The following is a 22,462-nucleotide window of genomic DNA, read 5'->3' as shown; positions in this document are numbered from 1 at the left end:
ATGCTCATGCTTCCGTGGCCCACCGCCCACCGGCACCGCAGGACGCGCATCGCACTCGGTACCGTGCTGCTCCTGGCCGTGGCCACGGTCACCGGCTACGGACTGCTCGCCACCCGCCACACCGAACCCGGCAGGCCCGCGCACGTCACCGCGGCGTCGAACCCGCCGGACCCGGTCACCGCGGCCACGCCCCCGGCGCCAGCGCCTACCGGGTCGACCCCGATCGTCACGACCGCCGACCCGATAACCTTTGCCACCGCCGTGGCCCACGCACTGTTCGACTGGGACACGACCGGCCCGCACACCCTTGCCGACCACAAGGGCCGGCTCCTGGTCGTGGCCGACCCGAGCGGCGTCGAGTCGCCGGGACTGGTCGCCGACCTCGGCGCCTACCTGCCCTCGGCACAGGGGTGGGAGTTTCTAGCCGAGTACGAGACCCGGCAGTGGATCGAAGTCACCGACGCCCGGGTGCCGGGTCAGTGGCAAGACGCCGTCACCGCCGCTGAGGGCCGCCTCTCGCCGGGGACGACGGCGGTGACGGTGACCGGAGTGCGGCACCGGGCCGGGACATGGGAAGGGCGTGAGGTCGCCGATAAGTTCGACGTCGCGTTCACCGCGATCCTCGTGTGCGGACCGACCTACCCCCAGTGCTACCTGCTGCGCCTGTCCCGGCTCGACGAACCGCTGCGATGAAGAGGGGGAATCGATGAAGCGTCTACTCCTGTTCGGTGCGGTGCTCGCGGTCCTTGCCATTGCATTCGGCGTGCTGCCAGTGCTCGTCCTCACCATGCCCCCCGGTGCCGCCGCCTCCTGCCTCGAAGCCGGCCGCGTCCCGCATGTTCCGCAGGAGCTCGCCGCGACCACCCGCGACGGAACGGACGTAGAGCTGAACCAGACACAGCTCACGCACGCCGCGACGATCATCACCATCGGCGCCGGGATCGACGGCGTCGGACGGGAGGGCGTGCTCGTCGCGCTCATGGCCGGGCTGACCGAGTCGCGACTGCTCATGTACGCAAACACCGGCGCCTACCCGGACTCGGCGCGCTACCCGCACGACGCGGACGGCTCCGACCACGACTCGCTGGGCATCTTCCAGATGCGCCCAGCCGCCGGGTGGGGCACGGTCGCCGAACTCATGGACCCCGCCTACCAGGCGCGAGCGTTCTTCGGCGGCCCCACCGGACCCAACGCCGGCTCCCCGCGCGGGCTGCTCGACATCGTCGGCTGGGCCTCGCTGCCCAAGGGCGCCGCCGCGCAGGCCGTGGAAGTCTCCGCCCACCCCGACCGGTACGCCACGTGGGAACCGGTCGCCGAGACAATCCTCACCGCGCTCACCGGGCCTCCCCGCCCCGCACCGCCCGTCAGCAGCACGCTCCCGGCGGCCACCACGACCGTCTTCCCGCTGCCCGCCGGGACGTGGACGCGCACCAGCAGCTACGGGATGCGCCTGAACCCGGTGCTGCAGATCTGGCAGGTACACACCGGCGTCGACCTGGCCGCACCGACCGGCACACCAGTGCTCGCCACGACCGCCGGTCGTGTCGCGTTCGCCGGCTACCGCACCGGCCGCGGGAACCAGATCGTCCTGGAGCACCTGGTCAACGGGCAGGTCATGGCCTCGTCCTACGGGCACCTGCGGGACGGTGGAATCCACGTCGCTACCGGTGACCTCGTCGCCGCCGGGCAGCAGATTGGCGAGGTCGGCTCGACCGGCAACTCCACCGGCCCGCACCTGCACTTCGAGATCCGTCCCGGCGGCGCAAGCCATACCGGTGTCGACCCGGACGGCTGGCTGAGCTCGGCCGCCGAGATCACCTCGGCGGACGTCGACCCGCCAGGACCGTGCCCGGTGGCGACCCCGTGACCGCCGTCGGTCCGGACTTCGGCGCCGTAGCAGCTTCGGGCGAGCTCGCCAGGGTCATCGGCGCGCTCCTGACGATCACGCTCGTCATCGCGGTCGGTGCCCTGGTGGTTTGCGCGGTCACGTGGGCGCTGACCGCCTCCACCGGGCACTGGCACACCGCGATGCGTGCCCGCATCGGCGTGTGGGTCGCCCTGGGCGCCGCGGCCCTCGCCGGGGCCGCGCTCGCCTGGACGAACTACCTCCTCGGCGTCGGCGCCAGTTTGTGAGACCCGGTGCCTCAGCCAGACCACCAACGAGACGGAGAAACCTGCCATGGACCTCAACGACGTCGGCGTCATCCTGGCGCAGATCGACATCAATCCGAACACCGACGGCCTGCCCGGCATCGCGCAGCTGCGCACCATCGTCGGTGCCGTCATGACCGTGGGTCTGATCCTCGCCGTCCTCGCGCTGATCGTCTCGGCGATCGTGTGGGCGATGGGCGCCAACTCCGCCAACCCGCACCTCGCCGGCCGCGGAAAGAGCGGTGTGCTCATCGCCCTCGGCGCCGCCATCCTGTGTGGCGGTGCGGTCACCCTCGTGAACTTCTTCTGGGACGTCGGGCAGGCGGTGTGACATGGGCGTGTGCACCCTGCCGGTCCTGGGCGTCGTCTGCGGCACCGGTGAAGCGGCCGCCGCCGCGATCATCAGCCCGTTCCAGATGCTCGCCGACGCCGCCGTCGCCGCCGCCGCGTGGACCATCGACATCATGTGGGCGGCGTTCGAGACCACGACGTTCGTCGACATCACCAGCGGCCACTTCACCGAGCTCTACAACATCATCTTCGGGATCGCGGTCTTCGTGATGCTGATCTTCTTCCTCGTCCAGCTCCTCGGCGCCACGATCCGCCGCGAACCGGCCGCCCTGTCCCGTGCTGTCGTCGGGCTCGGCAAGGGCATCCTCGGCTCGTTCGTCGCTCTCGGTCTGCTGGCCACGGCGCTGGAGATCACCGACCGGCTGTGTTTGGGGCTGATGAGCGCCGCCGGAACCAACGTCGAGGAGATGGGCGGGCGCATCTCCGCGCTCACCGCCGGCCTTGCCCTCTCGAGTGCGGGTGGGCCGGCCATGCCGATCCTGGTCGTCATCGCCCTGGCGGGCCTGCTGATCGCGGCGTCGTTCATCGTGTGGATTTCACTGCTGGTGCGCAAGTCCTTGCTGCTCGTCGCGGTCGTCCTCGCGCCCATCGCGTTCGCCGGAGCGACGTGGGACGCCACCCGGGGGTGGGCGGCTCGGTGGGGCGGGTTCGTGCTGGCGCTGATCGCCTCCAAGCTCGTCGTCGTGGTGGTGTTCTTGCTTGCCACTGCTCAGGTCGCAGCCCCGATCTCAGCCGACCTCCAGTCCTTCGCCGACCCGATGGCCGGGATCGTGCTGATGATGGTCGCCGGGTTCGCGCCCTACCTGACGTACAAGTTCATCTCCTTCATGGGCTTCGACATGTACCACGCCATGTCCGCCGAGCAGGAGACCAAGCGCGCCATGGACCGCCCCACCCCCGTCCCGCACCGCGCCGCGCCCCGACGGGCCCCGGCCAAGGTCCTTAACGACCAGCCATCCCCGAACGCACGCAGCTGCGGCACGTCGGCCTCCCCTGGTGGCAACCGTTCTCCAAGCGCTCCCCCATCGGGTCCCATGGCCGCCGCCCAGGGCGGTTCGGGGGGCTCGGGCGGCGCCACCGGCGCCGGGGCGGCGGGCGCTTCTGGTGGTGCCGGCGGTTCCGGTGGCGGTGCGGCGGGTGGCGCCGGTACCGGTGCTGCTGCGGCCGGTGGCGTGGCGGCTGGCGCCGTCATCGTCACGGAGGCAGCCAAGGCCGGCCCGAGGGCCGGGCGATCCATCGCAGACCACGTGACTGATTACGACGCGGGCGCTCGAGGAGAACGCTCATGACCGCCCCTCGCGATGACGCCGGCCTCGAGCCGGTCACGTTCTCCCGGCTGTCCACGCGCGGGGTGCTACTCGGCTTGTCAACCGGACAGCTGGCAGTGGTGGCGGTCGCGGCAGCAACGTTCGTCGTGTCGCTCTACCTCGGCGGGGATGCGGTGCTTTACGCGGTTCCCATCGCCGGCGTGTGCGCGGGCCTCGTCTGGGTCAAGGTCGCCGGCCGCCCGCTCGTGGAGTGGTTGCCGCTCCTCGCCCGGTGGCAGCAGCGCGCCGCGACGGGCCAGCTCGACTACCGGGCACGCATCGGCAAGCCGCGCCCTGCCGGGACGCTCGCGCTCCCCGGCGACGCCGCGCGGATGCGGCAGTGGGTCGACGCCGAGACCGGCGCCGTCTACGTCCACGACCCGCACGCCGCCACCCTCACCGCGGTCCTGGAGGTCTCACACCCGGCGTTCATCCTGCTCGACCCCGCCGAGCAGAACCGGCGCACCACCGGCTGGTCGCGGGTGCTCGCCACAGCGTGCCGATCCGGCCGCATCGGGTGCCTGCAGGTCCTCGAACGCACACTGCCCGACTCCGGTAAGGGGCTTGGTGACTGGTGGACCACCCACGGCCGCGACGACGGCTCCTTCGCCGCGACCACCTACGCCGACCTCATCGGTCGCGCCGGCCCCGCCGGCGAACGGCACGCGACCACGATCTCGATCGCCCTCGACCTCACCGCGGCCGCCCGCGCGATCCGAGCCGCCGGAGGTGGCACGCGTGGGGCCGTCGCCGTTCTGGGTCAAGAGGTCGACACCCTCGCCACCGCGCTGCGCGCCGCCGACCTCGCACCCTCCGCTCCGCTCGGCCCAGGCGAGCTGGCCCTGGTGCTGCGCTCGGCCTACGACCCTCTCGTCGCCGCGGCGCTCGAACGCCACGGGGCTCTGGGTCGGGACCTCGCCACCGCCGGCCCCGTCTCCGTCACCGAAACCTGGGGGCACCTGCGCTCGGATTCGGCCCACCACGCCGTGCTGTGGATCTCCGAATGGCCCCGCTCCCTGGTCTACCCCGACTTCCTGCACCCCCTACTCCTTGCCTCCGGGGTGCGGCGTACCCTCTCCATCCTGTTTACGCCCATGCGCGCCGACGTCGCCGCACGCGACATCCGCAAGAAGAAGACCGAGCACATCTCCGACGCGGCCCAACGCGCCCGCATGGGCCAGATCGAAGACGCCACCCAGTCGGCCGAATACGCCGACGTCCTCCAGCAGGAAACTGACCTCACCGCCGGGCACGGCATTCTGCGCGCCGTCGGCCTCATCTCCGTCAGCGCCCCCGACCGGGACGAGCTCGAACGCGCCGTCGCCGCCATCGAACAAGCCGCGATCCAGGCTTCATGCGAGACCCGGCGTCTGTGGGGTCAGCAGGCCCAAGCGTTCACGGCTGCCGCCCTCCCGCTCTGCCGAAAGGTCTAGGAAACGCCACAGGTATAGGAAACGTGCTCGAGGCGCGACGTCGCTGCGTTTACCGCCGGGTCACCGCTGAGGCCCACACCCAGGCGACGCCTTCGCGGCCGTGGTCGTCGATGTAGCGAATCCACACCGCCTTCTGCGTCCAGGCCAAAGCGATGGCATCGACGCGCGAGTGGCCACGGCGGGTGTGTATCCATGCGGAGACCTCCAGCGGTTCGTCCGCGCGATGGACCGGTCCGCCATACTGTGCCGGCTCCAAGGTGGCGGCCTGCTCGCTCAGCGGCACCTGGTCGATCGCCATGAGCACCACGATACGCCAACCTCGAACACCTGTTCGACTCCGTCGGTTTCGGAGGGGCTCAACCGATCGCGTGTCACCACCCCGCCTCGTGCCCCGACTCGTTGCCGGTATCGCTGATCGGCGTCTGCTCGGCGATCCCGCCCGCACAGTCGCGCGCCTTGCCGCTGGACATGCACTTTGAGGTCAGTACGTTCGATGCGCCAGGTCCCGCGACCCCCGACCTGAGATCTGGGTGAGCCACGTGCTCGCCAGCTGCTCGAAAGATCGTGAACTCCTTGACGGGGGCATCGAAGACTGATGCCACGGGCGCTGCCTGTCGGGAATGTCTGTGGGCGTGGCGCACCGGGCCCGCCCCGCCGTCGTCCCGGTGGAGGGGGCCACGCACCTGCCGGGTGAACGCACCGTTCCCGGGAGGCTCATCATGGCGGACTTCGACCGCCCCGTACCTTCGGCCGACGAGGCTGCCGAGCATCTGCGCGCATTGGCGCACGCCACGCGCCACTTCCATGATCCGGGCGGGACGTATTGGGTCCTCGGTGACCTGGGCGCGATCACTCACCGTCTCCAGGAGGTCCTGGTCAACGTCGCCTCCGCGCATATGAACCATCGCGGCCTCGCGCACACGGATGACGGCAACCAGCCTGAGGGTCAACAGCATGCGCACGACGCTGCGATGGCTCTGGGGCGGGCGGCGGTTTTACTGGAGGACGTAGGCCGCCATGTCAACGACGCGCAGTCCCACTCTGGGCGGATCGCCTGGCACGGGGCTGCCACCCCCGGTGAGCGCGAGGTCCCCGAGCGCGGACCTCGGGGCGCGGTCGCCCACCGCGGCACCAAGCGCGTCGATCGTCCCCGGCCAGGCCCGACCTTGTGAATAGAGAGATCGTCATGTTCCTGTTCGAGCACCTAGGGTTGGGACGGTCAGCGTGAACGGCGAGCGGCTGCACACCGCGGTCCTCATCGCACCGAACGGGGAACGGCGCCGACTGCGCAAGGCCCGCCGCCGCGCCGCGGCCAAGATCGCCGCCGACGACCGCGCGGCCCGCAAGTCTGCGGTCCAGGCCCGCCACATAGCGGAGGCCGCCGAGCGCCGGGCAACCGTGATCCTGCCCAAGGCGGGTGAGCCCGGGCCCGCTGCCCTGCGCACGCCGGGCAGGTTCCGCCTGCCCAAGCACCAGGACACCTCAGCGACCTGGGGCAGCGCCTACCCGTTCCTCGCGGAAGGCGGCCTTGGCCCCGACGGCATGTTCGTCGGTCAAGACCTCTACTCCGGTTCCGCGTTCGTCTACGACCCGTGGGTGCTGTACGCGCGAGGCCTCATCACCGCACCGAACGTCGTCCTCGCCGGCATCGTGGGCTCTGGCAAGTCCTCCCTCGCGAAGTCACTGTGCACCCGTTCCATCCCGTTCGGGCGACGCGTCTACGTCGCCTGCGACCCGAAGGGCGAATGGACACCCGTCGCCCACGCCGTCGGCGGCCAGGCCATCACCCTCGGCCACGGGCAACACACGAGACTCAACCCCCTCGACGCAGGTCACCGCCGCACCGACCTTGACGACACCCAGTGGACCGTCCAACTAGCGGCGCGCCGCCGTGACCTGCTCGGCGCCCTCGCCGAGGCAGTACTCGACCGGCGCCTGACCCCACTCGAGCACACCGCGATCGATTTCGCGCTGGACGGCGTGGTCCGCACGGCCGACGTGCCGATCCTGCCCATGGTCGTCGACCGGCTCCTGACGCCAGACCGACGTGACGACGTCGACGGGCGCCTGGCGGAGGACGGCCGGCTGCCCGGGCACGCGCTGCGTCGCCTAGTCGCCGGCGACCTGGCCGGCATGTTCGACGGACCCTCGACAGTGAGGTTCGACCCGACCCTGCCGATGGTCACTCTTGACCTGTCGGACGTCGCGGAGAACGACACGGCGATCTCCCTGCTCATGACCTGTGCCTCAGCGTGGATGGAATCGGCGCTGCTCGACCCAGCCGGAGGGCAGCGCTGGGTGGTCTACGACGAGGCCTGGCGGCTCATGTCCCACCCGGCGCTGCTGCGGCGCATGGACGCCCAGTGGCGCCTAGCCCGCTGGTTCGGGATCGCGAACATGCTCATCTTCCACAAGCTCTCCGACCTGGAGAACGTCGGCAACGCTGGCTCCGCCATGCGGGCGCTGGCAACCTCCCTCCTCGCGAACGCTGAAACACGGGTGATCTACCGGCAAGAATCCGACCAGCTCGGTGCCACGGCGGAAGCCCTCGGCCTGACCCGCACCGAACGCGCACTCCTACCCACACTCGATACTGGCCAAGGCCTGTGGCGCATCCGCGAACGATCCTTCGTCGTACAGCACCAGCTCCACCCCGTCGAAGCCCAGCTCTTCGACACCTCCGCCCGCCTCGCCGGCGGTATTGACGGCCTCAACAGTGCTCCGTGACTCGTGGTGGGCCCACGCCGACCACGCGGCAAACGCTGTCATGCCGCGGAACTTCCCGTTCCGTCGAGGCCGCCAACGCTCCCACGGGCGCGGGGGTGCTGGCTTGCAGGGCGCGTCCCGTAAGCCGATCCCCTGCGGAACGTGGATGGCCTCCGTTTCGAGGAAGGCGCGAGCCCGTACGGACGGAGCCGCGGCCGGTTCGATGCTTACGGGACGGTCAACGCTCAAGACCTCCGACCGCTCCGTGCTCGCGTGCCAGAAGGACGCGGCCCAGCGCACCGAGGCGCTCTGGACCCCGGTGGTGCCAGGCGTCCAGCGACCGCTACTTGTCCTGGGCAGCGCGCCTCTATAGTCAGCGTCTGCTGTATGGTCAGCGTATGCTGACTCTTGCTTCGCGGCTGGACGTGATGAACCGGTTGGGCCGGGCGATGGCCGACCCGACCCGCTCCCGGATCCTCATGACGCTCCTCGAGGGCCCGAGCTACCCGGCGGTGCTCGCCCGGGACCTGGGCCTGACCCGGTCGAACGTGTCGAACCACCTGACCTGCCTGCGGGACTGCGGCATCGTCGTGGCCGAGCCCGAGGGGCGCCAGACGCGGTACGAGATCGCCGACCCGCACCTCGCGGCGGCGATGACCGCGCTGGTCGAGGTGACGCTGGCCGTCGATGAGAACGCCCCGTGCGTGGATGCCGCCTGCACGGTGCCCGGCTGCTGCCCGAGCGGGACCGTGGCATGAGCGCGACCACCCACACGCCCGTCGAGCAGCTGGAGAGCGACGACGAGCACGAGGCGCCGTGGTGGGGTGACCGCGCCGTCATGATCCCTACCGCCTCGGGGGCTGCGTTCGTCGCCGCGATTGGCTGTGAGTGGTCCGGCGCCGAGACAGCGGCTCTGGTGCTGTTCTGGGTCGGTCTGCTGCTCGGGGCCTCCACGTTCGTCCCCGGTGCGCTGCGCAAGCTCGCCACCGGCCAGCTCGGCATCGCACTCCTCATGACGATGAGCGCCACCGGCGCGGTCATCCTCGGCCATGTGGAGGAGGCCGCGGCCCTGGCCTTCCTCTACTCCATCGCCGAGGCCCTCGAAGACCGGGCCATGGACCGCGCGCGTGCCGGGCTGCGTGCACTGCTCAAGCTCATGCCCCAGGGCGCCACCGTGCTCATCGATGGTCAGAGCGTGACCGTCCCGGCCCGTGACCTGGCCGCGGGGCAGGTCATGGTGATCAGGGCCGGTGAGCGCATCGCCACCGACGGCATCGTCCGGACCGGGCACAGCAGCGTGGACACCTCGGCGATCACCGGTGAGTCCATCCCCGTCGAGGTCGGCCCGGGTGATGGGGTGTCTGCCGGGGCGATCAACACCGCCGGTGCCCTGCAGGTGGAGGCGACCGCGCCCGGTACCGACAACTCCCTTACCACGATCGTGAGCCTGGTCGAGCAGGCCCAGGCCCAGAAGGGGCAACGCGCTCGGCTGGCCGACCGTATCGCCCGCCCGCTCGTGCCCGGCGTCCTGGTCCTGGCCGTGCTGGTCGCGCTCATCGGCTCACTCGCGGGTGACCCGCAGATCTGGATCACGCGCGCCCTGGTGGTGCTTGTGGCCGCCTCCCCGTGTGCGCTGGCGATCGCGGTGCCCATCACCGTGGTCTCCGCGGTCGGCTCGGCCAGCAAGTTCGGCGTCATCATCAAGAGCGGGGCGATCTTTGAGCGCTTCGGGGATATCGGGCACGTCGCCTTCGACAAGACCGGGACCCTGACCCGGAACCAGCCCACCGTCACCGCCGTCGTTCCCGCCGCCGACGTGACCGAGGAGCAGGTCCTGGCCTGGGCCGCCGCGCTCGAGCAGCACAGCACCCACCCGCTGGCCGCTGCCATTACCCAGGCCGCCCCCGCACCCGGAGCGGCTGAGGGCATTACCGAGGAAGCCGGTCACGGCATCCACGGCACCGTCGACGGCGGTGAGGTGCGGGTCGGCAGCCCCCGCTGGGTCGACCCGCGCGACCTCAGTGACCGGGTCCGTGACCTGGAATCGCAGGGGATGACCGTTGTCGTCGTCCACCGCGATGGCACGGTCGCCGGGGTCATCGGGGTGCGTGACGAGCTGCGCCCCGAGGTTCCCCAGGTCATCAAGACCCTGACGGGCCAGGGCATCGGCGTCACGATGCTCACCGGGGACAACGAGCGCACCGCGCGCGCCCTCGCGGCGCAGGCCGGCATCAGTGACGTGCGGGCCGAGCTGCGCCCTGAAGGTAAGTCCGCCGCCGTGGGCGAGCTCGGCGCCCGCCGGCCCACCGCGATGATCGGCGACGGAATCAACGACGCCCCCGCCCTGGCCGCGGCCGACGTCGGGATCGCGATGGGAGCCACCGGCTCGGACGCCGCGATCGAGTCCGCCGACATCGCCTTCACCGGCCAGGACCTGCGGCTCCTGCCCCAGGCGATCGCCCACGCCCGACGCGGGCGGCGCATCGTCAACCAGAACATCGTCCTGTCGCTGCTCATCATCGCCGCGCTGCCACCCCTGGCCATCACCGGCGTCCTGGGCCTGGCCGCTGTCGTGCTCATCCATGAGGTCGTCGAGGTCCTGGTCATCCTCAATGGCCTACGGACAGCCCGAAGCCGTCGCGTTACGGTCTAGGACCTGTTGGCCATCAGGTCTGTTGCGCCGGTTGCACCCATCGCACCGGTTTCCCGAGGGCCGGGTTCAGGGCGCCTCGCATGGCGCGTCAGCCGTTGGATCAGTTCCACGGAACCGGCTCCGAGGCGACTAGTCGCGGAATGGCCTTGACGTAGATCACCATGCCGAGGAGTTCGACCATGGTCTGGGTGACGACGACGAGCGGAACCAGGCTGAGGGGCGCGGGCAGGGCAAGCGCTAGTGGGAGTACCACCAGCGAGTTTCGAGTGGCGCCGCTGAAGATCACTGCCCTGGTGCTTCCTGGGTCGAGCCGTGCGACTCGTGCGCATGCCATGCCGAGTGGAACCATCACCACCAAGAAGGCTACGTAGAGGGGGATGACGGCCAGCAGTGCGGTGATCTCTTGTCCGACTCCGTAGATCTGTGACGCGATCACCACAGACAGTGTCGCCATCATCAACGGGACCATCATCGCCTGCATGGCGGTCATTACGGTCGCGCCGGCTGTCCGTTTCCGCGACCACCACTGGGTCACGGCTGCCAGGGCGAGAGGGATGATGATGAGCCCGATGAGCGCTTCGAGGAACGGGCCTGGTTCGATGCCCGAGACGAGCTCCGGCCCGACGAAGAGGAGCAGGTAGAGCGGCAGTAGCAGCATCTGGGCCACCATGAGGAGCGGCGCGGCAGCCAGCAGACGCTCACTGGAGCCGCCGGCGAGTCCGGCGAAGACGATCACGTAGTCAATGCACGGGGTCAGCAGCACCAGCAGCACGCCCACCAGTAGGACCGGGCTGTCGGCCACGAACCGCGACAGGGCAAAGACCACGGCAGGAACGATGACGAAGTTCAGGACCAGGATCGTGGCCATGAAGCGCGCATCGCGCACGGCCTGACCGATCGCCGAGAACGGGATCCCCAGGAACGTGGCGAACAGCAACAGCCCGAGCACCGGAGTAATGGCGTGCTCAAGGGGTCCGGCGGCAGCGGGCAGCGACCAGCCCAGGAGCGCTCCACCAGCGATGGCCAGCAAATACAGCCCGATCTGGTGGCGCTCCATCGCTTGGACCAAGGAGGGCAGCGGCACAGCGCCAGTGTCGCGGGTCACAGGTAGCGGCAGACGTCCTCGGGGGAGCATGTGGCCGGGTCGCCGGCGGCGGCGTCCTCGCGCAGGGCGACGATCGTGGCGCGTAGCTGCGCGAGCTCGGCGAGCTGTCGGTCGATCACATCAAGGCGGGTGTCGAGCAGGTCGGTGACGTGCTGGCAGGGGGCCTGCCCCCGGTCGCGGATGTCCAGCACCTGGCCAATCTGGGCCAGGGTCAGCCCGGCGGCTTGCCCCCGGCGGATGAAGTCCAGCCGGTCGAGCACCTCGGGGCCGTAGTCCCGGTAGCCCGCCGGGGTGCGGTCCGCGGCGGGTAGCAGCCCGACCTCCTCGTAGTACCGCAGGGTCTTGCTTGTCGTGCCTGACGCCTGGGCCACCTCACCGATCCGCATGCCACTCATTCTGCCTTGACCTTCCAGTGCACTGGAAGGTCGATCCTGAGGGCGATGAAGGAGGAGTTCATGACGGCAACGGCTAACAGCAGGTCGTATGACCTGGCAATGATCGGGTCCGGTGGGGCGGCGTTCGCGGCCGCGATCCGGGCCACCAACCTGGGCAAGCGGGTGGTGATGATCGAGCGTGGCACCGTCGGCGGTACCTGCGTGAACACCGGGTGCGTGCCGTCCAAGGCCTTGCTCGCGGCCGCCGAGGCCCGCCACGTCACACTGGACGCCTCCCGGTTTCCCGGCCTGCCGGTCCCCGACGTGGGGCCGGTGGACTTGTCCGCCCTGGTCGCCGGCAAGGACGAGCTCGTCGGGTCACTGCGTGGGGAGAAGTACCTGGACCTGGCCGCTGAGTACGGGTGGGACCTCCTCCCCGGGGATGCCACGTTCGTCGGCACGCCGACCGAGCCGGCACTGCGCGTCACCGGCCCTGGCGGCACGGTGGAGACCATCCGGGCCGAGCACTACCTCATCGCTACCGGCTCCACGCCCTGGGCGCCGCCGGTCCCCGGCCTGCAGGAGGTCGGCTACCTGACCTCGACCACCGCGATGGAACTGGACCAGCTTCCGGAGTCGCTGTTGGTCATCGGCGGCGGTTTCGTCGCCATGGAGCAGGCCCAGCTCTTCGCCCGGCTCGGCGCCCGGGTCACCATGCTGGTCCGCTCACGCCTGGCCTCCCACGAAGAACCCGAGGCCGCCACCGCCCTGGAGGAGATCTTCGCCGAGGAAGACATCCAGGTCATCCGCGGGGCGGTGCCCAGCGCGGTCCGCCGCGACCCGGCCACCGGCGAGGTCGCCATCACCGCCACCACCGCAGACGGCCCACAGGAACTGCGGGCGGCCGAGGTGCTCGTCGCCACCGGGCGCCGCCCGGTCACCGGCACCCTCGGCCTCGACACCGTCGACGTGCGCACCAGCGACCACGGCGCGGTGGTCGTCGACAATCACCTGCGCACCACCAATGCGCGCATCTGGGCCGCCGGAGACGTCACCGCCCACCCGCAGTTCGTGTACGTCGCCGCGGCCCACGGCACCCTGGCCGCCGACAACGCCCTCACCGGCGCCCGCCGCGAGGTCGACCACCGCCACTTGCCCCGGGTCGTGTTCACGAGCCCTGCCCTGGCCGCCGTCGGGATGACCGACCAGCAGGCCCGCGCCGCCGGGATCCGCTGCGACAGCCGCGTCCTACCCCTCGCGCACGTCCCGCGCGCGATCGTCAACCGCGACACCCGCGGGCTCATCAAGATGGTCACCGACGCCGACACCGGCCGCATCATCGGCATCACCGCCCTGGCCCAGGACGCCGGCGACCTCGCCGCCGCCGGCGTCTACATCCTCCAGGCCGGCATGACCACCGACCAGGTCGCCAACCTCTGGAGCCCCTACCTGACCATGGCCGAAGGCCTCAAGCTCACCGCCCAGGCCTTCACCACCGACGTCGCCAAACTCTCCTGCTGCGCAGCGTGAAACCCGTATTGGGATCCTCTTGCGGTCTCCTCGGACGTCCGGGTGGGGATCTGGCCTTGAGGCCGCCTGCGGCCAGGGGGATTCGGGGGCGGTAGCTGGTGAAGTCCCGGTAGTTGCGGGCGAGGCGGCGGTAGAGCTCTGTGCCGCCACACTCCCCCGCCTGCGACCGGGTCGCCCCTCGGTGGGCTCGGCACTCCCGACTCGGACGTCCGGCGTCCGCGGGAGCGGGTCAGGTCACTGGGTACTCGCCGACCACGACCTCGAGCGCCGGGTTCCCGTCGACAGTTCCCTCGGTGCCGGCCAGCTCGTCGCGTGTGGGGACGTCGGCCCGGTCGATCGCGATGACGACGCGGTAGGGGTTGTAGTCGCCGCTGCAAGCATCGCCACCCCCCGTGTCCACCGTCAGCATGATGTCGACCGTGCCGTCGTCGAGCTCGATGTCGTGTACCGACTCCGGGCAGCTGCCCGACTCGCCTGAGGAGTACAGCGCCACGATCTGCCGGGAGAGGTCGACTTCCGCCAGGCCGTCGTGTGCCGCCTGCCCCGCGCCGACGTTGTCCTCCCACAACATTGCAGCAGTGTCGTCGTCGTAGGCGATCTCGAGGACGGCGAAGGGGCCCTCGTAGCCGGGTCCGTCGCGCCAGCCGTCGAGCTTGGCGAGGGTCTCCACAGAACCGCCCACCGAGCCGGCCGAGCACCCCGCGAGCAGGATTGTCGCCGCAGCCAGCGGCAACCACGATGCTCGGTCACTCCAGGCGACGGTCCGCATACTGCCAGCCTGTCACCTCCAGTCCCTGTCGGAGTCGAGTCAGACTGCTGACCCCAAATCGTTACCACCCTTCTTCCGGCTCTCTGCTCGCCCCGCACTGAAGCGCCCCGTAAACCGAACCCGAAGCGACGACGGGACGCGCGCGTGAGTGCTGAGGCATGTGTCCCCGCAGAGGATCCTTCACAGGTCATACGTGCAACTAGCCAGCGGCAGGTAACAGCAGCGCGCCCCAGATCTAGTCGGGCGCGCATCCGTCGATCATTCGGTGGCGGTCTGATCGGGCAAGGGGTAGGCGGACTCGAGCTCGGCGGTGATGAGTTGCTCGAGCTCGCTCTCCGTGTCGGCAGTCAGTGTGGTCTTCTCCCCAGTGATCGGGTCGGTGATCTCGGCGACGTGGATCTCGGTCATGCCGCTCCCCTTCTTTCCGTTCTCGTGGTGCTGGTGAAGTCACACTGGCTTGTTGGGTCGAAACCGGTTCGGTGTGACAGTGCGTCCGGTCCCCCGCTCCTTCCTCGCAACCACTCCAGCTCAGCAGTAAGGGCATCGCGTGCAACGAGAGCTAGGCCGAGCGCGCGGGTGAGGGTCTCGATCTCGGTCATGGGTCTCACCTCCTTTCCGTGGGCCAGGTGCCGTCGACGATCTTGTTGAAGGCGCGGGTGGCCTTATCGACTGCCTTGTGCATGACGGCGGGATCGCCCTGTGACCAGTGGGCGATGTAGCCGGGCGAGAACGCCTCGACTTGGTCCCGGGTCATGCCCCGGGACCGGCTGACCAGATAGGAAGTCATCTCCGCTTCCGTCTCCATCTGCCCGCGGTGGCGCTGGTACTCGGCGTAGTCACCGTCGACGTGACCACAGTGAACGTGCCCGAGCTCGTGGGCGATGACCGCGGCTTTCTGCGCGCTACCCAGTCGAGAATCAACGACGATTCGCTTGGTACCTGGATCGGTGTAGCCCAAGGCCCCCTCGCCCGTGTCCGGGCGACATCCAGGGATCTGCGACTCCTCGTAGGTGTAGCCGGCCTTGGCGACCCGTTCACGTAACCCCTCGAGCGTGCCGCGCGTCGCCTCACCCGGGGCGGGGCGGACTGGTGGTCCGGGGAGATCCTCTCCGGCAGTGTCAGAGATGTTGAATACCGACACGCTCTTGAACCCGACAAGGCGCTGCACCGGGGTGCGGGTGCCATCATCGTTCTCGACGAGGATCTTGCGTGTGACAGGTGCAAGGATCCACACCGCCCGGGCACCCCTGGTGACCTGGCGGTTGTACTTCTGCCACTGCCGGAAACCCATCATGTGCAAACCTTCGAGGGACTCACCGCGCTGCAGCATCTGGACGGTTGCGAGGATCCGGTTGTTCGCGCTCCAGCGGCTCAGCCCGTTGCTGGCCATCGCGTCCAGCCAACGATGTAGCTGGCCAGACTCGACGATGGCCGCGACCGCGGTCTCGAGGTCGGCGACCATCGCCTTGACCCGCTCATCGGGCTTGATGCCGGCGTAGTCCCCTCCAGGGAGGCCAGCGGGAGTTGGGCATTGATGCTCGGCGGAACGGAACTGACCACAGCCGGTGCACCGCGCTGGGCCCGCCGTGGTGTGGGGAGTGGGCCCGTCCTCAGCGTCGGGTACGGCCACGGTCTGCTGAGCCAGCTCGACACGAGCCTTCTCCAACGCGAGCTTGGCTTCACGTCGCTCCCGGATCGCGGCCTGCGGATCCGCAGACAGGTCACCCCGACGCCGCTGAAGCGAACTCACCCCCGCGGCAACCACCGCCGCCCGATACCGCTCCTCCGCCACCGCCAACCGCTCAGCGGCCGTGCCCATCCCAGCCGCCATGACGAACGGAGCAATGCTCCCCGTCCCGCACGGCTCAGTCTCCGCACTCGCCGCGCTGGTCGCACTGTTGGCCAGCAGCTCATGACCATGCGGTCTCGTTGCCCGATCCTCCCCGCCATGCCCACCACCCGACGAGGTGTCGGCGGTACCGGTGCGACGCCGGCGCCAGTGCCCAGCAACGTGCACCCCGCCGGCAGTGGTGTAGTCACTGACCCACACACCAGCAGCCGTGTCGGCGGTGGCACTCATTGCCGCTCCCCCGTCCCCACGTCGCAATGACCCCTCAGGGCCGCACGTCGAAACTGCTTCATCGCCACGTTTCACCACCTGTCAGCTCAATCAGCCTTCACAGGTCATACGTGCACTCGGGCACAGCGGAGTAACAGGACACCCGTCGGTCCCTCCACAGGCACCTGGTCTGCGGCGGTATGTCCCCCAGCCGTCATGCCGCAGGCACCGTTGCGCGCAGATACCGCAGCAGCTCAGGCATTGCGGCACTACGGCCGTGCTAAGGATTGCGGACTCGTTGCCCATCACTTGACTAGGGAAGTTACGCTCGCGACGGCTTCATCAGGAAGCTAAGGAGCGAGCGACCTCCCCCGTCTGCACCACCCGTCCTCACCGGCAATCCGACCCGCCGCCGCCTGTTAGAAGCTATTTGGCGGGGGCTCGCGCTCCCGGAGAGGACTGACCTTGGGCGGCCGAGCAGCTGTCCGCGACTCCGGCGCGCGGTGGGCAAGCCTTCTGCGGTCCGCTTGCTGTCCAGCCCGGCTTGGAGGTCCATGATCCGGGCCAGCACGTCAGCAGAAGCTCGGTGTCCGGCTGCGCCGCTGCATAGCAGTCCTCACCGACCTGCACCGTGCGTGACGCCTGCAGTCGGGTCAAGAGCTGATGAGCGACGAGCGCGGCCAGTGCTCTCGCAGTCCCAGCCGCGGACGCTTCATCCCGGTCTAAGGCCGCTCGTCGAGGTACACACGGTCGACATTGGCTCCCAGTGCCAGCAGAGCCGCTCGTTGCCGTCGACGCCGAAGCGGGAGCCCCGGGCATAGCCGATCACCAGGGAGACCACCTGGGCAGTGTGTCGGATACCCCGCCTAGCGGGAACCAGCTCCGAACACCCCCTACTCGGCCGCCCCGCCCGACACCGGCACTGACCTCCGACCTTCTCGCAAGGGGGTCGGCCGGGAGGTTTATCAGTGAAGACCGCGATCGATGGCGGCGGCAGCGCGCCGCCACTCGCGCCCGTGTGGCTCATATCTACGGTCGATTGATCTGCGTCAAGGACGGTCGAGCACCAGGTGCGTAGCGTTGTGGTTAGTAGCCAAGAGCTGCACCGATGAGTGACGACGAGAGGAACCGAGACCGATGAGCACGACGACGAACACCACCCGCACGATCCTGCGGGCCGAGGACTTTTCCTGCCCCTCGTGCGTGGCCAAGATCGAGAAGCAGGTGGGCCGCCTGGACGGCGTGGACGCAGTGAAGGTGCACTTCGCCTCCGCCCGCATCGAGGTGGACCACGACCCGACCACCGCCAGCGTGGAGGACCTGGTAGCGGCCGTGGCCAAGGCCGGCTACGTGGCCAGGCCCTCCGCCTTCTGACCCGCTCCGACAGCGCCACCACCGAGTCGTCTCGGTGGTGGCGCTGTCGCATGCTGCGCCACTGCCAAGGCGGTACTTCAGGGCGGTCTACCGGTGATTGACGCACGTCAAGGAAGCTTCGCCGCCGTCCTCGTAACGTCGTGATCAGACGCCCGGGACTGCGGGTGACATCGGAAGGAAAGACAGTGAACAAGCTGACGAAGTGGTGGAACGGGCCGTGGATGGTGCCCACGGTCTCCGGCACCCTGATCCTGCTCTCGTTCTTCGTGGCCCGGGTGCTCGGCTCGGACCCGGTGAGCAACCTGCTCATGGTGGCCGCCGCGGCGGTGGCCGGTGTCCCGATCGCGATCAAGGCCGTCCGGGCCCTCATGGTGAGGAACATCAGCATCGACCTGCTGGTCTCGATCGCCGCGATCGGTGCGGTGATCATCGGGGAGTACTGGGAGGCCGCCGCGGTGACCTTCCTGTTCGCCATCGGCCACGCGCTGGAGGCGCGCACCATGACCAAGACCCGCTCGGCGCTGGCCGAGCTGGTCGCGGTCGCTCCCGACGTGGCCGTCGTCCTGCGCGACGGTGAGCAGGTCGAGGTCCCGGCCGGTGCGGTTGCCACGGGTGAGACGGTGCTGGTGAAGAACGGTGCCAAGGTGCCCGTCGACGGCGTCGTCATCGGGGGCAACGGCGCGCTGGACGAGGCCTCGATCACCGGTGAGTCCATCCCCGCGGAGAAGACCGAGGGCGACCAGGTGTTCGCCGGCACCGTCTCCCGTGGCGGCTTCCTCCAGGTGCGCGCCACCGGCATCGGCGCCGACACCACCCTGGCCCGCATCATCCACCGCGTGGAGGAGGCCCAGGACGCCAAGGCCAAGACCCAGGCGTTCATGGACCGCTTCGCCACCTGGTACACCCCCGGCATCATGGCCATGGCACTGATCGTGGGGCTGGCCACCGGCAACGTCGTCCTGGCCCTGACGCTGCTCGTCATCGCCTGCCCCGGTGCGCTGGTCATCTCCATCCCGGTCACGGTGGTCGCCGGTATCGGCCGCGCCGCGCGCGACGGCATCCTCATCAAGGGTGGGGAGTACCTGGAGAGCTCCGCGCGCATCGACGCCGTGGCCCTGGACAAGACCGGCACCCTCACCGAGGGTCGGCCCTACCTGACCGACGTCGTCGTCCTGGACCCCGCCTCGACCCGCGAGGAGGTACTCACCTGGGCCGCTCGCGCCGAGGCCGGCTCGGAGCACCCGCTGGCCCGCCCGGTCCTGGAGGCCGCCGCGGCGGAGGGCCTGTCCACTGCCGGCCTGCCGGAGGCTACGGAGCCGGTGCCCGGCAAGGGCATCACCGCCACCACCGGTGGACGGCGTGTGCTCATCGGCAACGCCGCCCTGCTCGAGCAGTACGGGGTGGCCGACACCGTCGGAGCCGCCCGGGCGGCCGAGGAGCTGGCTGCCGCCGGCCGTACTCCGATGATCGTGGCGCTCGATGACGCCGTCCTCGGCGTCATCGCCGTGGCCGACCAGGTACGGATGGACGCCGCGCAGATGGTGGCCGACCTGCACGCCGCAGGGGTGCAGAAGGTCGTCATGCTCACCGGTGACGCCCCGCTGGTGGCCCAGGCCATCGGCAAGGCCACCGGCATCGACGAGGTCCGCGCCGGGCTGCTGCCGGAGGACAAGCTCGACGCGGTGCGCGAGCTGCAGGCCCAGGGCCACACGGTGGCCATGGTCGGCGACGGCGTCAACGACGCCCCCGCGCTCGCGGTCGCCGACATCGGCGTGGCGATGGGCGCGGCCGGCTCGGCCGTGGCCGTGGAGACCGCCGACATCGCCCTCATGGGCGACAAGCTGCACAAGCTGCCCGAGTCCATCGGCCTGGCCAAGCGCACCGTGCGCATCATGCGCCAGAACATCGTCATCGCCCTGGCCACCGTCGCTGCTCTCATGGCCGGCGTCTTCGCGGGCGGGGTCACCATGGCCATCGGGATGCTCGTCCACGAGGCCTCCGTGCTCGTCGTCATCGTCAACGCCATGCGCCTCATGCGGCGCCGCGAGCCGGCGACGACGCAGGTCGCCCCGGCACCCGCGGCGCAGCCGGTGGAGCCCGCCCGAGTGGGCTGAGCCACCCCAGGTGGGCCGGTCTCTGCAAGGGGCCGGCCCACGAGCATGACGCCGTGGTCTTCGCTCCCGTACCGATCGCGGGACTGGCCTTCGGTACAGCGGCACTGCTGTTCACCGCAGTCGCCGAGCTTATCGAGCAGCGGTTGCACTATCTCACCGACCATAGGTCGGTCGTAGAGGGCCACCCACCATGGACCCGAGATCTGCCGCAGCCGGTGGCACCCCACGTCCGCCTCGCTGACCCATGGGCCTCACGGAGATGCGCAGCCAACAGGACTACCAGTTCCCATGGCTTCCAGTCGGATCCGCAGTGGCTTTTAGGTCGCTTCACGCGTAGTGTTTTGGCATGAGATCCGATGTTGTTGCCACGCATGCCGACGCCACCAGGCTCGACATCCACGACCTGGTGCGAATCCTCAACGAGAACGTAGGCACCACCGTCGTGCAGGCGATAACCGGCACCAGGGACCGCGGCCAACCCGCCAGGTGGGCCCGCCCCGACGGCCCCGAGCCGCGCCTGAAGACCGTCAACCAGCTCAGGCTGGGCTACCGCGTCTGGCACCTCATGGCTCAAGCAGAAGGGCCCGACGTCGCCCTCGCCTGGCTGGTGGGCGCCAACCCGCGCCTCGGTGAGACGACCCCCGTCTCCGCGGTGCGCGACCTCAAGAGCGCCGAGGTCATCGGCGCCGCCCTGGCGTTCATCGATGGCTCCCCGGCGGCGTGAGCACCGCCTCACGATCCCGGGTCTGTCCCCGCACCGGTCTCTACCTCGTGCCGGCACGCGGTCAAGACGGCTGGCGCGTCGCCCAGGAGCGCTACACCCGCTCCGGCGGCATCCTCGCCGTGCGCGTCAACGAGCACGTCGGACCGCTGCCCGCGGAACTTCCCGACCAGCGCGGCCGCTTCGACACCATCGGGCGCACCGTCTACTTCGCCGACCGGGCAACCACTGCGTTCGCTGAGGTCCTCCAGGACTTCCGCGCCGCCCGCGCCGCCCTGCAGGCCGACGCTGACGCCATCGGCCTGAGCGTGGAGGACTACATCACCGCGGTCCGCGACCAGGCCGACGCCAACGGACGAGAACGCCCCTGGGCCGTCAGCGTGGACTGGCAGATGAGCCGCTGCCTGCACCGCGTCGCCATGCCAGCCGATGGCTGGTGGGTCCAGATCGACCACAAGGCCACACTCAACCGCCTGGGCCTGGACCTCGCCGAACCGCTACGCCAGGCCGGCGTCCCGCTGCTCACCCTGAGCGGAACCACCGGTGAGAACCGCGCCGTCACCACCCTCCTCGCGCAACAAGTCCGCAGCCAGACACTCTTCGACGGCTCCCTCCCGCTCGGCATCCAGTTCACCTCCAAGACCGGCTACGGCACCTGCTGGGCCTGGTGGGACCGCAGAGCCGACGACGGCCTCATGCCCGGAGACAACGACCCCAAGACCATCGACGACCTCAACGTCGACGGCGACGCCTTCCGCGCTGTCACTACCGATTGGCAGCTCGAGGTGCTCCCCGGTGCGCCGCGCTACTGACTCCACCGATCCCGCGGGCGGCGTCGGCGTCACCAAGCTCTCCTGCTGCGCAGGGCGAACCGAAAGGGGGCTGCCGCACGCCGAGTACAGTAGAGATGGGGCCGGATTGTCACTATCGGCGTCTTAGTCTCTGTGCGTTCGAGGCGCGATGACGGGGCGTGCGGCTGGGGCCGAACCTCTCCGCAACGGACCCGGCTCGGCTGGGTGCGGTGCCGTCAGAACACCACGCCTGAGGGGCTCCAACTCGTGCGCGAGCTCGACGACCGCATCCACCAGGTCACTGCAGGCGGGACGTCGCCGGTGCGCGCACTTCACGCGTCCACAAGGTGAGTGGAGGCGGCGGTTCTCGCTAACGAGAGGTGAAGACGGGCCGATAGGACGTAGTGGACGACGAACGGAGTATCGGTGGATGGGATCCTCGCCATCTCTCAGCGCATGGCGCAGATCGAGGCGACCCTTAGCTCGATCTCGCCCCCGCGGATGCAGTCAGCCACCGGCTCGGCCACAGCATTCGCCGAGGTCCTCGCCAGCGCCGTCGCCGACGCCGCCCCCGCTGTGGCCGCCGGCACCTCCAACCTTGGAGGGTCTCCGTTCAAGGTCAACGGCGATGGCGTGCCGGTCGATCTCGCCGCGTACGGCAATGGCCGCATCCCGCGTGACGCTCTGGAACCGGTGGGCGACACCGGCCACAAACTGTGGGCGCCCGCCGCCCAGGCGTTCGAGAAGCTCCTCTCGGCAGCCGCAGCCGACGGTATAGCCATCGGCGTCACCGACTCCTACCGGTCCTACGACGTGCAGGTCGACGTCGTGCGACGCAAGGGCCTGTACTCGCAGGGCGGCCTGGGCGCCAAGCCGGGCACCAGCCAGCACGGCTGGGGAATGGCCGTGGACCTCGACCTGGACACATCGGCGCAGGCATGGATGCGCACAAACGCCGCACGGTTCGGATTCATGGAGGACACCCCACGCGAACCCTGGCACTGGGCGTTCCAACCCTCCTGAC

22 protein-coding genes are annotated in these 22,462 nt (G+C 69.7%); 15 read left to right on the top strand and 7 right to left on the bottom strand.

Annotated features, from left to right (window positions below; translation table 11 throughout):
• Genes VR894_RS17995 through VR894_RS17970 form a run of 6 tightly spaced genes read left to right on the top strand, consistent with a single transcriptional unit; the run spans position 1 to position 5,242 of the window.
• Positions 1–693 carry a hypothetical protein gene (locus VR894_RS17995; RefSeq protein WP_324653772.1) on the top strand — a complete coding sequence of 231 codons (693 nt, stop codon included), beginning with the start codon at positions 1–3 and terminating at the stop codon, positions 691–693.
• Positions 694–706: 13 nt separating this feature from the next.
• Positions 707–1,867 (top strand): M23 family metallopeptidase, encoded by a 1,161-nt coding sequence (locus VR894_RS17990; RefSeq protein ID WP_324653770.1) that lies wholly within the window; start codon positions 707–709, stop codon positions 1,865–1,867.
• The gene (locus tag VR894_RS17985) at positions 1,864–2,133 is read left to right on the top strand and encodes a DUF6112 family protein (RefSeq protein ID WP_324653767.1); all 270 of its coding nucleotides are present in this window, start codon (positions 1,864–1,866) and stop codon (positions 2,131–2,133) included. The genes VR894_RS17990 and VR894_RS17985 overlap by 4 nt, the downstream gene beginning before the upstream one ends.
• Before the next feature lie 46 nt (positions 2,134–2,179).
• Positions 2,180–2,482 carry a DUF6112 family protein gene (locus VR894_RS17980; RefSeq protein WP_324653765.1) on the top strand — a complete coding sequence of 101 codons (303 nt, stop codon included), beginning with the start codon at positions 2,180–2,182 and terminating at the stop codon, positions 2,480–2,482.
• 1 nt (position 2,483) lies between these two features.
• Positions 2,484–3,791 (top strand): conjugal transfer protein TrbL, encoded by a 1,308-nt coding sequence (locus tag VR894_RS17975; RefSeq protein WP_324653763.1) that lies wholly within the window; start codon positions 2,484–2,486, stop codon positions 3,789–3,791.
• Positions 3,788–5,242: an SCO6880 family protein gene (locus VR894_RS17970; RefSeq protein ID WP_324653761.1), complete on the top strand. Its 1,455-nt coding sequence runs from the start codon at positions 3,788–3,790 to the stop codon at positions 5,240–5,242. Before VR894_RS17975 ends, VR894_RS17970 begins: the two co-directional genes overlap by 4 nt.
• Positions 5,243–5,291: 49 nt before the next feature.
• Here the strand turns inward: VR894_RS17970 and VR894_RS17965 are convergent, their stop codons facing one another.
• Positions 5,292–5,540 (bottom strand): hypothetical protein, encoded by a 249-nt coding sequence (locus VR894_RS17965; protein WP_324653759.1) that lies wholly within the window; start codon positions 5,538–5,540, stop codon positions 5,292–5,294.
• A gap of 73 nt (positions 5,541–5,613) precedes the next feature.
• Positions 5,614–6,198 carry a hypothetical protein gene (locus VR894_RS17960; protein ID WP_324653758.1) on the bottom strand — a complete coding sequence of 195 codons (585 nt, stop codon included), beginning with the start codon at positions 6,196–6,198 and terminating at the stop codon, positions 5,614–5,616.
• Between the two features lie 268 nt (positions 6,199–6,466).
• On the opposite strand from VR894_RS17960, the gene VR894_RS17955 reads away from it, so the two are divergent.
• The 3 genes from VR894_RS17955 (at position 6,467) to VR894_RS17945 (ending at position 10,601) form a co-directional block, all read left to right on the top strand.
• Entirely contained in the window at positions 6,467–7,969 is a 1,503-nt protein-coding gene (locus tag VR894_RS17955) for an ATP-binding protein (RefSeq protein WP_324653756.1), read from the top strand.
• A 377-nt stretch (positions 7,970–8,346) separates the two neighbouring features.
• Positions 8,347–8,706 carry a Cd(II)/Pb(II)-sensing metalloregulatory transcriptional regulator CmtR gene (cmtR, locus tag VR894_RS17950; protein WP_324653754.1) on the top strand — a complete coding sequence of 120 codons (360 nt, stop codon included), beginning with the start codon at positions 8,347–8,349 and terminating at the stop codon, positions 8,704–8,706.
• Positions 8,703–10,601 carry a cation-translocating P-type ATPase gene (locus tag VR894_RS17945; RefSeq protein ID WP_324653752.1) on the top strand — a complete coding sequence of 633 codons (1,899 nt, stop codon included), beginning with the start codon at positions 8,703–8,705 and terminating at the stop codon, positions 10,599–10,601. Before cmtR ends, VR894_RS17945 begins: the two co-directional genes overlap by 4 nt.
• A 100-nt stretch (positions 10,602–10,701) precedes the next feature.
• Here VR894_RS17945 and VR894_RS17940 read toward each other — a convergent pair whose 3' ends face one another.
• Together VR894_RS17940 and VR894_RS17935 are read right to left on the bottom strand one after the other, a co-directional pair.
• On the bottom strand, positions 10,702–11,658 hold the full coding sequence (locus VR894_RS17940) for an arsenic resistance protein (RefSeq protein ID WP_324653791.1): 957 nt from the start codon (positions 11,656–11,658) through the stop codon (positions 10,702–10,704).
• Positions 11,659–11,702: 44 nt separating this feature from the next.
• Positions 11,703–12,092, bottom strand: a complete 390-nt coding sequence (locus tag VR894_RS17935; protein WP_324653750.1) for a heavy metal-responsive transcriptional regulator — start codon at positions 12,090–12,092, stop codon at positions 11,703–11,705.
• Positions 12,093–12,161: 69 nt separating this feature from the next.
• On the opposite strand from VR894_RS17935, the gene merA reads away from it, so the two are divergent.
• Positions 12,162–13,610, top strand: coding sequence for a mercury(II) reductase (merA, locus tag VR894_RS17930; protein ID WP_416380869.1), 1,449 nt, complete (start codon positions 12,162–12,164; stop codon positions 13,608–13,610).
• 229 nt (positions 13,611–13,839) lie between these two features.
• Here the strand turns inward: merA and VR894_RS17925 are convergent, their stop codons facing one another.
• The 3 genes from VR894_RS17925 to VR894_RS17915 all read right to left on the bottom strand — a co-directional run bounded on the left by VR894_RS17925 (position 13,840) and on the right by VR894_RS17915 (position 16,459).
• The gene (locus tag VR894_RS17925) at positions 13,840–14,379 is read right to left on the bottom strand and encodes a hypothetical protein (protein WP_324653748.1); all 540 of its coding nucleotides are present in this window, start codon (positions 14,377–14,379) and stop codon (positions 13,840–13,842) included.
• A 258-nt stretch (positions 14,380–14,637) separates the two neighbouring features.
• Positions 14,638–14,787: a hypothetical protein gene (locus VR894_RS17920; protein ID WP_324653746.1), complete on the bottom strand. Its 150-nt coding sequence runs from the start codon at positions 14,785–14,787 to the stop codon at positions 14,638–14,640.
• 196 nt (positions 14,788–14,983) lie between these two features.
• Positions 14,984–16,459 (bottom strand): ImmA/IrrE family metallo-endopeptidase, encoded by a 1,476-nt coding sequence (locus VR894_RS17915; RefSeq protein WP_324653744.1) that lies wholly within the window; start codon positions 16,457–16,459, stop codon positions 14,984–14,986.
• Between the two features lie 1,116 nt (positions 16,460–17,575).
• On the opposite strand from VR894_RS17915, the gene VR894_RS17910 reads away from it, so the two are divergent.
• The 5 genes from VR894_RS17910 to VR894_RS17890 all read left to right on the top strand — a co-directional run bounded on the left by VR894_RS17910 (position 17,576) and on the right by VR894_RS17890 (position 22,461).
• On the top strand, positions 17,576–17,812 hold the full coding sequence (locus tag VR894_RS17910; protein WP_324653742.1) for a heavy-metal-associated domain-containing protein: 237 nt from the start codon (positions 17,576–17,578) through the stop codon (positions 17,810–17,812).
• Positions 17,813–17,997: 185 nt separating this feature from the next.
• Entirely contained in the window at positions 17,998–19,926 is a 1,929-nt protein-coding gene (locus VR894_RS17905) for a cation-translocating P-type ATPase (protein ID WP_324653740.1), read from the top strand.
• 346 nt (positions 19,927–20,272) lie between these two features.
• Positions 20,273–20,650 (top strand): hypothetical protein, encoded by a 378-nt coding sequence (locus tag VR894_RS17900; RefSeq protein ID WP_324653739.1) that lies wholly within the window; start codon positions 20,273–20,275, stop codon positions 20,648–20,650.
• On the top strand, positions 20,647–21,459 hold the full coding sequence (locus tag VR894_RS17895; protein ID WP_324653737.1) for a hypothetical protein: 813 nt from the start codon (positions 20,647–20,649) through the stop codon (positions 21,457–21,459). Before VR894_RS17900 ends, VR894_RS17895 begins: the two co-directional genes overlap by 4 nt.
• A 405-nt stretch (positions 21,460–21,864) precedes the next feature.
• Positions 21,865–22,461 carry a M15 family metallopeptidase gene (locus VR894_RS17890; RefSeq protein WP_324653736.1) on the top strand — a complete coding sequence of 199 codons (597 nt, stop codon included), beginning with the start codon at positions 21,865–21,867 and terminating at the stop codon, positions 22,459–22,461.
• Position 22,462: the final 1 nt, after the last annotated feature.

Origin of the sequence: Georgenia sp. H159, from assembly GCF_035607575.1 — a bacterium.
Classification (GTDB): domain Bacteria; phylum Actinomycetota; class Actinomycetes; order Actinomycetales; family Actinomycetaceae; genus Oceanitalea.
This window is presented reverse-complemented; position numbering and strand designations above follow the sequence as displayed.

Coding starts and splice junctions, on each gene's coding strand:
- VR894_RS17995 (WP_324653772.1), top strand. CDS start 1: ATGCTCATGCTTCCGTGGCCCACCGCCCACCGGCACCGCAGGACGCGC.
- VR894_RS17990 (WP_324653770.1), top strand. CDS start 707: ATGAAGCGTCTACTCCTGTTCGGTGCGGTGCTCGCGGTCCTTGCCATT.
- VR894_RS17980 (WP_324653765.1), top strand. CDS start 2,180: ATGGACCTCAACGACGTCGGCGTCATCCTGGCGCAGATCGACATCAAT.
- VR894_RS17975 (WP_324653763.1), top strand. CDS start 2,484: ATGGGCGTGTGCACCCTGCCGGTCCTGGGCGTCGTCTGCGGCACCGGT.
- VR894_RS17970 (WP_324653761.1), top strand. CDS start 3,788: ATGACCGCCCCTCGCGATGACGCCGGCCTCGAGCCGGTCACGTTCTCC.
- VR894_RS17965 (WP_324653759.1), bottom strand. CDS start 5,540: ATGGCGATCGACCAGGTGCCGCTGAGCGAGCAGGCCGCCACCTTGGAG.
- VR894_RS17960 (WP_324653758.1), bottom strand. CDS start 6,198: ATGCTGTTGACCCTCAGGCTGGTTGCCGTCATCCGTGTGCGCGAGGCC.
- cmtR (WP_324653754.1), top strand. CDS start 8,347: ATGCTGACTCTTGCTTCGCGGCTGGACGTGATGAACCGGTTGGGCCGG.
- VR894_RS17945 (WP_324653752.1), top strand. CDS start 8,703: ATGAGCGCGACCACCCACACGCCCGTCGAGCAGCTGGAGAGCGACGAC.
- VR894_RS17940 (WP_324653791.1), bottom strand. CDS start 11,658: ATGGAGCGCCACCAGATCGGGCTGTATTTGCTGGCCATCGCTGGTGGA.
- VR894_RS17935 (WP_324653750.1), bottom strand. CDS start 12,092: ATGCGGATCGGTGAGGTGGCCCAGGCGTCAGGCACGACAAGCAAGACC.
- merA (WP_416380869.1), top strand. CDS start 12,162: ATGACGGCAACGGCTAACAGCAGGTCGTATGACCTGGCAATGATCGGG.
- VR894_RS17925 (WP_324653748.1), bottom strand. CDS start 14,379: ATGCGGACCGTCGCCTGGAGTGACCGAGCATCGTGGTTGCCGCTGGCT.
- VR894_RS17920 (WP_324653746.1), bottom strand. CDS start 14,787: ATGACCGAGATCCACGTCGCCGAGATCACCGACCCGATCACTGGGGAG.
- VR894_RS17915 (WP_324653744.1), bottom strand. CDS start 16,459: ATGAGTGCCACCGCCGACACGGCTGCTGGTGTGTGGGTCAGTGACTAC.
- VR894_RS17910 (WP_324653742.1), top strand. CDS start 17,576: ATGAGCACGACGACGAACACCACCCGCACGATCCTGCGGGCCGAGGAC.
- VR894_RS17900 (WP_324653739.1), top strand. CDS start 20,273: ATGAGATCCGATGTTGTTGCCACGCATGCCGACGCCACCAGGCTCGAC.